Origin of the sequence: Corallococcus exercitus (assembly GCF_003611585.1) — a bacterium.
In the GTDB taxonomy this organism is placed as follows: Bacteria; Myxococcota; Myxococcia; order Myxococcales; family Myxococcaceae; genus Corallococcus; species Corallococcus exercitus.
In genome coordinates this window covers 1-11,069 of record NZ_RAVW01000332.1, presented here as the reverse complement: position 1 = coordinate 11,069, position 11,069 = coordinate 1, and the positions used below count along the sequence as shown (strand labels likewise).

The window sequence follows — 11,069 nt, the reverse complement described above, 5'->3', positions numbered from 1 at the left end:
CTTCTCCTGGGCCTTCCCAGGCTTCACCTCGTTGCGGGGGCGCGGCGGGACGGCCGGCTCCGGCGTGCGAGGCGTGGCGGTGGGGCGCGGACCGATCTTCGGAGGAGTCATGCCCCCAGTATCGGCGGGACCGGGTCGGAAGTTGCCCCTGCCGGCCGGGCGGGGTGGCTCTTCCAGGCGTACCGCGCTTCTTCCAGTGAGACGGCCTGGAAGCGCACCGGGGCGCCTGGCCGCCGAGCACCCAGCCTGCCCCAGTCCGCGCGGATGACGGCGGCGATGAGCGGATAGCCCCCGGTGGTGGGGTGGTCCGGGCCCAGCACGATGGGCGTCCCGGAGAGGGTGACCTGGATGGCGCCGCGCACCATGGGGCGGGAGGTGCCCGCGCCCTCGTCGCCGTGAGGCACGGGAGGCCCGTCCAGGCGCTGTCCCACGCGGTCGCTGGAGGGCGACACGGTGAAGGTGCTGCCCAGGAGGAGCGCCACGGCCGCGTCGCCAAAGCGGGACGCATCCGGGCCCAGGAGCACGCGCAGCGGGGCGGCGGGGTCCAGGGCTTCGGTGAGATGTGACAGGTCGGCTTCGGAAGGAGCGGCGCCCGGCGTGGCGGGAGGTCCCAGCGGGAGCCGGTCTCCGGTGCGCAGGGGGCGGCCCTCCCAGCCGCCCAGGCGGGCCACCCACAGGGTGCCCTGGCCACCGAGAACCTCGGGAACCGCGAGCGCGCCGTCCACGGCCACGTAGCGCACGGCGTACCGGGTCGGGGCGGGCACGGTGAGCGTGGCGCCGTCCGCGAGGGGGGTGGGCGCCGCGCCATCCACGGACACGCGCACGTCGCGGCCTCGGGCGCGCAGCTCCAACCGACCGAAGGCTTCGAACGCTGCGGCGCCGGGCGCATTGCCCACCGCGCGGTTCGCCGCGATGAGCAGTTCCGGCACCCACGCGCCACCGGGAGGCACGCCGTGATGCATGACCCCGGGCCGCCCCCCGTCCTGCACCGTGGCGGGCGCGCCCAGTCCCACGACCTCGAGCCAGGCCGTCATGGATGCACCTGTTCGAAACGCACGCGGTCACCCAGGTGCAGCACCGCGCCGCGCGTGGGGTCGAACGCGGTGAAGTCCAGCGCGGTGCCCACGAGGTTCCAGCCCCCTGGTGACGCGAACGGATACACACCCGTGCGCTCACCGGCGATGCCCACCGCGAGCGCGGGCACCCGCGTGCGCGGCACCGGCAGCCGGGGACAGGCGATGCTCGGATCCACGTCTCCCAGGTACGTGAAGCCCGGCAGGAACCCCACGCAGCGCACCGTGTACTCGCGGGCCGTGTGGCGCCGCACCACTTCCTCCACGGACAGGCCCGAGTGCTCGGCCAGCTTCGGCAGGTCCTCGCCGTCGTAGCGCACGCGGATGCGGATGAGTGGATGCTCCACCGGGGCCACGGGTGCCACGCGCAGCCGCGTCAGCACGAGCGCGGGAGACTCGGGCGGTGTCGCCGGGTCGAAGTACACGCACGCGTGGGCCTCGGTGATGACCGCGTCCCGTACGCCCGGCAGCGCGCACAGGGCCTCTCTCGCCAGTCCCCGGTCCACCGCCTCCGGCAACACCAGCCGCAGCGCGCTGTCTCCAATGGGCTCGGGTGGATGCTCCAGCGCGTCCATCATCGCGCGCACCTCGCGGGCCAGCGTCACCGCGCCCGGTGTGTCGCCGTGCACGCAGAGTGTGTCCACCGTGCCGCCCGTGGCCAGCCGCACCGTGTTGTCCCGCGCCTGTCCCACGTCCGTCAGCACCGCACCGGGCTGGCCTCGCGGAATCAGCGAACCGTCCGGCAGCGTGCCCCGGTCCGCGAAGCCCTCACGCGCATACCCGAGCCCCGCCGCCCGCGCCGCGTCCCTCAGCGCTCCCGCACCGGGCCCCACCATCGTGACGTCCGTTCCCAGGGCCTCCACCACGCCGTCCACCACCGCGCGCGCCAGCGCGGAGGACTTGTTGGCCGCGTGGTACAGCGCCCCGTGGGGCTTCGCATGCCGCACCGGCACGCCGCGCTCGCGGGCCAGCGCCGCCAGCTGTCCGCACTGCTCCGCCACCTGCGCGCGCAGCACCTCCGGCGCCACGTCCAGGGCCGTGCGTCCGAAGCCCTCGCGGTCCGCGTATGACGGGTGCGCGCCGGCCAGCGTGCCGTGGCGCTCGCACAGCTCCAGCGCCCGCCGCATGGAGGCCGCATCCCCCGCGTGTCCTCCGCAGGCGATGTTCGCCAGGTGCGCGAGCGCGTAGAGCTGTTCGTCCTCCCCGGGCAGCTCCCCCAGGTCGATGTTGAGCAGGCACCGCGTCATGGGCCCACGCTACGCGAGCCCCCCACCTCAGCGGTAGGTGATGAGCGCGCGGTGTTCGCCCTCGAAGTGTCCGTGCTCGTTGAGCGTGGACAGATACCGGCCCCGCTCGCTGTAGAGGACCTTCGTGACTCCACAGTTCGCCAGCGTCCAGTTCGTCCGGAACGCGTGCTCGTCCGGGATGCCCAGCAGGTCCTGGCTGATGGCCGTGATGGGACCGCCGGAAGTGAACACCAGCGCTGTCCGTGAGGGCCCCAGCGAGGCCACGAGCGTCGCCAGCGCCTCCAGGCAGCGCTTCTTGAAGGCGGACCAGGACTCCCGGTACTCGCTGTCGTGGCCACCCGCGACCCAGCGCCCCACGGCCTGGGTGAACACCTCCTGGAAGGCGCGGCGCGGATCCTTCGTGGCGGCCAGCTCCTCCTGCATCACCGCGGGGTCGGCGTAGCGCGGGGTGTGCCGTTCGACGATCTCCACGTGGTCGAACTCGTTGAAGCCCTCCATCGTCTGGACGCCCACCCGCTGCCCCAGCCCCACGAGGCATGACTCCGCGGTCTCCAGGTGGCGCAGCATCGTGCCCGTCACCACGGCGTCTACCTTCGGCAGCCGCGAGCGCAGCGCCTCGCCCAGCACGCGCGCCTGCTGCACGCCCACGTCCGACAGCTTGTCGTAGTCCGCCGCGCCGAAGGACGCCTGACCGTGGCGGATGAAGTAGAGCGCGCCCATCTTCAGCCCCCCGCCTTCTTGATGAGCTGGCGGCACCGGTAGGCCAGGTAGTTGACGATGAGCCAGTAGTTCTTGAACGCCGGGTTGCGCGTCTGCTTGTGGTGGTAGCGGTAGTAGATCTGCTGCGCGATGACCGCGAGCCGGAACACGCCGTAGACCTCGTAGAAGGTCCAGTTGGCGGGCTTCAGGCCGGTGCGCTCCAGGTAGTACGCCACCACCTCTTCCCGCGTGAGCATGCCGGGCAGGTCCGTGGGCTGCCGTCGCGTCATGCGCAGGAACGCGTCGTCATCCGCCTGGACCCAGTAGGCCAGCGTGTTGCCCAGGTCCATCAGCGGGTCGCCCAGCGTGGCCATCTCCCAGTCCAGCACCCCGATGACCTGCGTGGGGTCCTCCGGCTTGAGCACCACGTTGTCGAAGCGCCAGTCGTTGTGGATGACGCACGTCTTGATGTCCGGCGGGACGTGCGCGGCCAGCCACTCGCGCGTGCGCTTCATCCGGGGCACGTTCCAGGTGCGCGCCTTCTCGTAGCGGTCGGACCAGCCGGAGATTTGCCGCTGCGGATAGCCCGGCCCCTTGCCCAGCGACGTCAGGCCCACCGCCTGCGCATCCACGCCGTGCAGCGCGATGAGCTGATCCACGACGTTGAGGCACAGCTGGCGCGTGCGGGCCTTGTCCAGGTTCAGCCCCTTGGGCAGGTGCTTGCGCGGGATGAGGCCGGGGATGCGCTCCATCACGTAGAACTCCGCGCCCAGCACGCCCAGGTCCTGGCACAGCCCCACCATGGTGGGCACCACCGGGTACACGGGCTTGAGCGCCTGCTGCACCGTGTACTCGCGCGACATGTCGTGCGCGGACTTCGCCTTGGTGCCCGAGGGCGGCCTGCGCAGGATGAGGTCGCGGTTGTCGTACTTGAGCCGGTAGGTCCAGTTGGAGGCGCCGCCCGTGTACTGCGTCACCTCCGGGGTGCCCTGGAGCGAGGGCACCTGGGCCTTCAGCCACGCGTCCACCGCGGGCACGTCCAGCGCCTCGCCGGAGCGCACGGCCTTGCCCTCGTCCAGCGGGATGGAGACCGGAGTCGTCATGTTCAACCTCCCTTGCTGAAGCCACGCTTCGCGAGCTCGATGCGGGTGATGACGCCCTTGTGGACCTCATCCGGGCCGTCCGCGATGCGCAGGCTGCGCGCCTGGGCGAAGAAGCCCGCGAGCGGCGTGTCGCGCGACACACCCGCGCCACCGTGCACCTGGATGGCGTCGTCCACCACCTGCTGGAGCACGTTGGGCGCCACGACCTTGATGGCGGAAATCTCCGTCATCGCTCCCAGCGCGCCCACGTCGTCCAGCTTCCACGCCGCGTACAGCGTGAGCAGGCGGGCCTGGTCGATGGCGATTCGCGCCTCAGCGACGCGCTCGCGGTTGCCGCCCAGGTTGATGAGCGGCTTGCCGAACGCGGTGCGGCCCATGCCGCGGTCGATCATCAGCTCCAGCGCCCGCTCCGCCGCGCCGATGCAGCGCATGCAGTGGTGGATGCGGCCCGGACCCAGGCGGCCCTGCGCGATTTCGAAGCCCATGCCCGGGCCGGAGATGATGGCGGACACCGGCAGCCGCACGTCATGGAAGTGCACCTCGCCGTGGCCGTGCGGGGCGTCATGGTCGCCGTAGACGGGCAGCATGCGGATGATCTCCACGCCCGGCGCGTCCAGCGGCACCAGGACCATGGAGTGCTGGTGGTGGCGGTCCGCGCCCGCCTGGGACGTGCGGCCCATGAAGATGGCCACCTTGGCGTTGGGGTGGCCCAGGCCGCTGGACCACCACTTCTTGCCGTTGAGCACCACGTGGTCGCCGTCCACCTCGGCGGTGGCCTGCATGTTGGTGGCGTCCGACGACGCCGCGTCCGGCTCCGTCATGCAGAACACGGAGCGGATGTCGCCCGCGAGCAGCGGCTTCAGCCACTGCTCCTGCTGCTCCGGGGAGCCGTAGCGCCAGAGCACCTCCATGTTGCCGGTGTCCGGGGCGCTGCAGTTGAAGACCTCCGGCGCCATGAAGCTGCGGCCCATCTGTTCCGCGAGCGGCGCGTACTCCAGCGTGCTCAGGCCCGCGCCCAGCTTCGCGTCCGGGAGGAAGAGGTTCCACAGCCCTTCGGCCTTCGCGCGGGCCTTGAGCTCCACCATCACGGGCGGCACCTTCCACTGGCGCCAGTCTCCGCCGGCTTCCATCGCGTGCAGGGCCTGGAGGTACGCGCCCTCCACCGGCTCGATGTGGTCGGACATGAAGCGCTTCACGCGCTCCAGATATTCGGTCGTCCTGGCGGAGGGCTGGAAGTCCATGTGGGGCATCCTGCGCCCCGCCGGGTTGATGAAGCCACTGAATGTTGAACGTGTGTTCTGGGGCTGGCGCTGCCCTGGCCGCTGGCTTCAGCGACGGCGCGGGCTCGGGGACTTGCGCGGACGCGGTGACGGCTTCGCGCGCCGGCCCTGGGCCTTCGGCTTGCGCGTGGACGCACGGGGCGGGGTGGGCTGCTCGATGCTCGCGAGCATGATCCGCCGCAGGAGCGCGTACACCGGCAGCGGGTCGAAGCTCTTGTCCAGCTGGTGGTGCAGCGCGAGCCCGTCCACGCATGCCTTGATGATGACCGCGTAGTGCAGGTCCTCCGAGGTGGGCGCCGTGTCGTGGCCCGTGCGCACGTGCGCCACGGTGCGGGCGATCTCTCCGTCACCCTGACCCAGCAGCTGCGCCACGGCGGGCGTCAGGTCCCGGTTGCGCAGGCCCAGCGCGAACAGCTCGTAGCGCAGCCGGCACGTCCCGGGCGCGTCCGTGGCCAGCTTCTCGCCCCAGGCGAAGGCCGTCTCCGCCAGCTCCTCCGCGGGCGTCTGCGCGCGCAGCCGCTCCAGCTCCGACATGTACTGGCGGCTCGCCTCCTGCGTGACGGCCAGCAGCAGCGCGTCCTTGCTGCCGAAGTAGTAGTGCACCAGCCCCTGGTTCACCCCTGCCTCGCGCGCCACCTCCTTCACCGTCGCGGCGTCGTAGCCCCGCTCCCCCAGCACACGCTGGCCGGCGGCGATGAGGCGCGCCCGGGCGTCAGGCTCCGGGGCGGTCGGGGGAGGCGGCGTCTTGCCACGGCGGGGGGAAGGCATCCCAGACCCATAGGGCACCGCCTCCCACCCCCGCAAGGGCGACGACCGCTCGTTGGCTTGACATCCCGCGTCGCCAGTCTTAGTTAGTCGTGTAGCTAAATTAGTCGTACGGCTAAACCGAAGGAGACGGGCCATGCGAGTCGAGTCCAAGCGGTCGATGCAGTGGGTGAAGGCGGTGGCGGTGGGTGCGGCGTTGGTGGCGGTGCCGGCGATGGCCCAGGACCTGGGCGCCTCGTCCACGGGGCAGAAGCAGCCGCGGCGTGGGGCGTTCCTGCTGGAGCTGCAGCCGCCCGCGCTGGACGGCTCGCTGTACGGCATCCGGGCGGAAGTGGCTCCGTCGCGGGACTCGCGGTTCGCGTTCGGCCTGCTGGGGCGCGCGGGTGGGTGGAACCGGTCGCTGGGCACGAAGGCGCGCTTCACGGGCGTGGGCAGCAACGACGTGAAGCTCAACTTCGGCGTGGGCCTGGACAGCCGCTACACGCTCGCCTTCCTGGCGAACGGCACGGTGCGCCCGTTCGTGGGGATGACGCTGGGCCTGGAGGAGTTCGTCGCGCGCCCCGACGGCGCGGCGATGCCGGACCGGAAGGACTACACGACGACGGCCTTCCTGGAGCCGACGCTGGGCGTGATGTGGCGGCCGGGCTCCGGGCGCGTGGGCCTGTCGGCGCGGGCCGGCCCGGGCTTCACCTTCACGGACGTGCGCGAGCTCCAGGTGGGCTCCAGCAACCTGGGCCTGCGCACGGTGTACCCCACGGCGTCGCTGGGCCTGCTGGTCGTCCTGTAGTCGACGGGCCCTCCGGAGCGTGCGGCTCGCGGTGGGCGGGTGGCTACACTCGCCCCGTATGAGCTTCCCGTTCGAGCCCTACCGAGCCCTCTTCCCCGTCCTGAAGGAGCAGCTCTACCTCAACCACGCCGGGGTCGCGCCCACCAGCGTGCGCGCCGCCGCCGCCGTGAAGGCGTGGATGGATGACGTGGTGAACCACGGCGTCCTGAATGAGCGCAGCTGGGAGGCCCACAGCGAGAAGGTGCGCGGGCTCGCCGCGCGCATCATCGGCGCTTCCCCGGAGGAGGTGGCCTTCGTGCGCAACACCAGCCATGGCCTGGGGCTGGTGGCCGAGGGGCTGGACTGGCGGCCCGGGGACGAGGTCGCCGTCGCCACGAGCCTCGAGTACCCCTCCAACGTCTACCCGTGGCTGCACCTCAAGGGCCGGGGCGTGGAGGTCCGCGAGATTCCCACGCCGGACGGCGGCGTGACGCCGGAGGCGGTGGCGTCCGTGCTCACCCCGCGCACGCGGCTGGTGGCGGTGTCGTCGGTGCAGTTCGCCTCCGGCCACCGCACGGACCTGGATGCGCTGGGCGAGGTGTGTGAGCGCGCCGGCGTGCTGCTGTGCGTGGACGGCATCCAGAGCGTGGGCTGCATCCCGGTGGACGTGAAGAAGAGCCGCGCGCACTTCCTCAGCGCGGACAGCCACAAGTGGATGCTGGGCATCTCCGGCATCGGCTTCCTGTACGTGGCGAAGGACGTGCTGCCGCGCGTGCGACCCGCGCTGGTGGGCTGGCGCAGCACCACCGACGCGTGGAACTTCAACCGCTCCCACTTCGAGCTGCGCCCGGACGCGGCGAAGTTCGAGGAGGGCAGCGCCGCGTACCCCGGCATCTACGCCCTGGGCGCCGCGCTGGAGCTGCTGCTGGAGGTGGGCCCGGACGCCATCGGCGCGCGGATTGGCGAGCTGCTGGCCCGGTTGGACCTGGGCCTGCGCGGTCTGGGCTGCGAGGTGGGCCCCGAGCCGAAGGACCGCGCGGGCATCCTCACCTTCCTGCCGCCCGGCGCGAACGTCCGTGCGCTCAGCGCGTACCTGTCGGAGCAGAAGGTGTCCCACTCCGTCCGGCGCGGGCGCATCCGCCTTTCGCCGCACTTCTACAACACCCCCGAGGAGATGGACCGGCTGGTGGAGCTGGTGCGCGCGTACCGGCCCGGGTGAGGCGTCCCACCCGGCCCGTGGCGCGCGAAGACGGCTACTGTGCCGGGAAGAGGTTCTCCACGGAGAGGTAGCGCTCGCCGGTGTCGTAGCAGAACGCGAGCACGCGGCTGCCGTCCGGCATCTCCGACAGCTTCTGGTTCACCGCGGACAGCGCGGCGCCGGAGGACACGCCCACGAAGATGCCCTCCTCGCGCGCGGCGCGGCGGGTGAACTCGTAGGCGTCCTTCTCATCCACCTGGATGGTGCCGTCGAGGATGTTCGTGTGCAGGTTCTTCGGGATGAAGCCCGCGCCGAGGCCCTGGATGGGGTGCGGGCCCGGCTGGCCGCCGCTGATGACGGGGGACTTCGCCGGCTCCACCGCGAGCACCTTCAGCTTGGGCCACTTCGCCTTGAGGACCTCGCCGCACGCGGTGATGTGGCCGCCGGTGCCCACGCCCGTGATGAGGTAGTCCAACCCCTCCGGGAAGTCGTTCAGGATCTCCTGCGCGGTGGTGCGCTTGTGGATCTCGATGTTGGACTCGTTCTCGAACTGCTGCGGCATCCACGCATTGGGCGTCTGCGCGACCAGCTCCTGGGCGCGGGCGATGGCGCCCTTCATGCCCTTGGCGCGCTCCGTCAGGTCGAACTGGGCGCCGTAGGCGGCCAGCACGCGGCGGCGCTCGATGCTCATGGACTCCGGCATGACCAGGATGATCTTGTAGCCCTTCACCGCGGCCACCATGGCCAGGCCGATGCCGGTGTTGCCGCTGGTCGGCTCGATGATGACGCTGCCCTCCTTGAGGAGGCCCTTCTTCTCCGCGTCTTCAATCATCGCCAGGCCGATGCGGTCCTTGATGCTGCCGCCCGGGTTGGCGCGCTCCAGCTTCAGGTGCACCGTCACGCGCGACGGATACAGCCGGTTGATGCGCACGTGCGGCGTATTGCCAATGGTCTGCAGGATGTTGTCGACCTTCATGGCGTCTCCTGTGAGTGGGGAACGGGCACTGCGTGAGGGAAGCTCAAATCTGGTAGTCGAGGACGTCCAGGCCCTCGTCGCCGTGGCGCGGGCGCACCTCGCTGCGGCGGGTGACGACGGACTGCGCGGGCACGCTCTGCGTGAGCCACGCGTTGCCGGCGATGATGCTGCCCTTGCCCACCACCGTCCCGCCTCCGAGGATGGTAGCGTTCGCGTACACCACCACGTCGTCCTCGATGGTGGGGTGGCGCTTCTTGTCCGCCAGGGCCTTCTCCACCATCAGCGCGCCCAGCGTGACGCCCTGGTAGAGCTTCACGTTGTCGCCAATCACCGTCGTCTCGCCGATGACCAGGCCCGTGCCGTGGTCGATGACGATCTTGCGGCCAATGGTGGCGCCCGGGTGGATGTCCACGCCGGTGCGCTGGTGGGCGTACTCGGTGAGCAGGCGCGGCAGCAGGGGGAAGTTCAGCCGGTGCAGCGCGTTCGCCACGCGGTAGATGGCGATGGCGTAGAAGCCCGGGTAGGTGAGCACGACCTCGTCCACGCTGCGCGCGGCGGGGTCCGCCTCGAAGATGGCGCGAGCGTCCTGCTGGAGCCACTCGTAGAGCTCCGGCAGCTTCGCCATGAAGCGCGACGACATGCCCGCGTCCGTGACGGGGTAGTGCGGCGCGAGCAGCCCCTGGATGCGCTGGAGGTTCGCCTCCACGGCGGTGACGTCCCGGCGCACCGCGGCGGCGTTGCACTCCAGCCGCTCCGCGAAGTGGGGGAAGAGCAGCCCCAGCACCTGCGCGACGAACTCCGGCGCCGCCTTGCGCACGTCCGGGGGAAAGCAGTGGCGCTGCCGCGCCTCCAGCAGGGTGGCAACCAGTCGGGCGTTGGGATCGTCCATGGGGCGTTGCGTCAGGATAGCGTTTTCTTTGTTTCCGCAGGAGGAGTGGCTGGCGGAGGCCGGGTTGGCCTTCTTCCCGCACTCCAGAGCGTAACGGGTGGGTTCCGAGCGTGGATGCCGGCCGCGGGAAAACGTCGCGGCCGTCCGGTCGTCCAGGGGCCGGGGCACGGTGCGCCACGGCAGCGGGGAGCGGCGGGGGTTACCCAGGGGGATGCCTGAAGGTCACAGCATCCACCGGGTCGCCCGGGTCCACGGCCGTTGGCTGGTGGGGCGGCGTTTCACGGCGGACTCGCCGCAGGGCCGGCCGGAGGTCGCATCAAGGGTGTCCGGGCGGGTGTTGCTGGGCGTGGATGCGCACGGCAAGCACCTGTTCCATACGTTCGAAGGGGACGTGCGGCTGCACATCCACCTGGGCCTCTTCGGGCGCATCCGTCACTTCCGAGGCGATGCCCCCATTCCGTCCACGGCATGCCGGCTGCGGCTGGCGTCGGACGGGGCGACGCTGCACCTGTCCGGACCGTCCGCGTGCGAGCTGCTGTCGCGGGAGGAGGAGGCCGCGTTGCGCGCGAGGTTGGGGGAGGACCCGCTGCGCGCGGATGCCTCGCCGGACCAGGCCTATGCGCGGCTGACGCGGGGCCGCGTGCCGCTGGCGCAGGCGCTGCTGGACCAGGGGCGCATCGCGGGCGTGGGGAACATCGTGCGGGCGGAGGCGCTGTTCGTCGCGCGCCTGCCGCCGCTGATGCCCGCGTGCGAGCTGGAGCGGGTGGCGTTCGACGGGCTGTGGGGCGCGATGCGGGCGCTGTTGCAGGACGGCGTGCGCGACGGGCTCATCGTCACACCCGGTGCGCCGCCGCTTCCGTCACCTGGCCGCAAGCGCGCGGAGCGCTTCTGCGTGTACAGCCGCGCGGGCCTGCCGTGTCCACGCTGCGGAGGGAAGGTGACGGGGCAGTCGTTGGCGGCGCGCACGCTCTACTTCTGCGCCGCGTGCCAGGGCGTGGACCGCGTGAGGCGGCCACGTCGGAGGCCGGCCGTGGCCCTCGCCCCCTGAGCCCTGGATACCCGGGGGCTGTACC

At 71.5% G+C, this 11,069-nt stretch carries 11 protein-coding genes; 3 read left to right on the top strand and 8 right to left on the bottom strand.

What is annotated here, in order from left to right; genetic code table 11:
* Window positions 1–107: 107 nt before the first annotated feature.
* The 6 genes from D7W79_RS30875 to D7W79_RS30850 all read right to left on the bottom strand — a co-directional run bounded on the left by D7W79_RS30875 (window position 108) and on the right by D7W79_RS30850 (window position 6,170).
* The gene (locus D7W79_RS30875) at window positions 108–1,034 is read right to left on the bottom strand and encodes a 5-oxoprolinase subunit C family protein (RefSeq protein ID WP_120528961.1); all 927 of its coding nucleotides are present in this window, start codon (window positions 1,032–1,034) and stop codon (window positions 108–110) included.
* On the bottom strand, window positions 1,031–2,320 hold the full coding sequence (locus D7W79_RS30870) for a LamB/YcsF family protein (protein WP_120528960.1): 1,290 nt from the start codon (window positions 2,318–2,320) through the stop codon (window positions 1,031–1,033). The genes D7W79_RS30875 and D7W79_RS30870 overlap by 4 nt, the downstream gene beginning before the upstream one ends.
* A gap of 27 nt (window positions 2,321–2,347) precedes the next feature.
* Complete coding sequence (locus D7W79_RS30865) at window positions 2,348–3,040, bottom strand: histidine phosphatase family protein (protein ID WP_120528959.1); 693 nt, start codon at window positions 3,038–3,040, stop codon at window positions 2,348–2,350.
* Between the two features lie 2 nt (window positions 3,041–3,042).
* Entirely contained in the window at window positions 3,043–4,122 is a 1,080-nt protein-coding gene (locus D7W79_RS30860) for a phosphotransferase family protein (protein WP_120528958.1), read from the bottom strand.
* A gap of 2 nt (window positions 4,123–4,124) precedes the next feature.
* A complete protein-coding gene (locus D7W79_RS30855; RefSeq protein WP_120528957.1) occupies window positions 4,125–5,363 on the bottom strand; it encodes an acyl-CoA dehydrogenase family protein in 1,239 nt (412 codons plus the stop codon).
* A gap of 87 nt (window positions 5,364–5,450) precedes the next feature.
* Window positions 5,451–6,170 carry a TetR/AcrR family transcriptional regulator gene (locus D7W79_RS30850; protein WP_244222064.1) on the bottom strand — a complete coding sequence of 240 codons (720 nt, stop codon included), beginning with the start codon at window positions 6,168–6,170 and terminating at the stop codon, window positions 5,451–5,453.
* Window positions 6,171–6,303: 133 nt separating this feature from the next.
* Here D7W79_RS30850 and D7W79_RS30845 point away from each other — a divergent pair, with 133 nt between their 5' ends.
* Window positions 6,304–6,954, top strand: a complete 651-nt coding sequence (locus D7W79_RS30845; protein WP_120528955.1) for a hypothetical protein — start codon at window positions 6,304–6,306, stop codon at window positions 6,952–6,954.
* Between the two features lie 58 nt (window positions 6,955–7,012).
* Window positions 7,013–8,152 carry an aminotransferase class V-fold PLP-dependent enzyme gene (locus D7W79_RS30840; protein WP_120528954.1) on the top strand — a complete coding sequence of 380 codons (1,140 nt, stop codon included), beginning with the start codon at window positions 7,013–7,015 and terminating at the stop codon, window positions 8,150–8,152.
* A 34-nt stretch (window positions 8,153–8,186) separates the two neighbouring features.
* Here the strand turns inward: D7W79_RS30840 and cysK are convergent, their stop codons facing one another.
* Window positions 8,187–9,107 (bottom strand): cysteine synthase A, encoded by a 921-nt coding sequence (gene cysK / locus D7W79_RS30835; protein ID WP_120528953.1) that lies wholly within the window; start codon window positions 9,105–9,107, stop codon window positions 8,187–8,189.
* Window positions 9,108–9,150: 43 nt separating this feature from the next.
* Window positions 9,151–9,996 (bottom strand): serine O-acetyltransferase EpsC, encoded by an 846-nt coding sequence (epsC, locus tag D7W79_RS30830; protein WP_120528952.1) that lies wholly within the window; start codon window positions 9,994–9,996, stop codon window positions 9,151–9,153.
* A gap of 211 nt (window positions 9,997–10,207) precedes the next feature.
* Here epsC and D7W79_RS30825 point away from each other — a divergent pair, with 211 nt between their 5' ends.
* A complete protein-coding gene (locus D7W79_RS30825) occupies window positions 10,208–11,044 on the top strand; it encodes an Fpg/Nei family DNA glycosylase (RefSeq protein ID WP_120528951.1) in 837 nt (278 codons plus the stop codon).
* Window positions 11,045–11,069 lie beyond the last annotated feature (25 nt).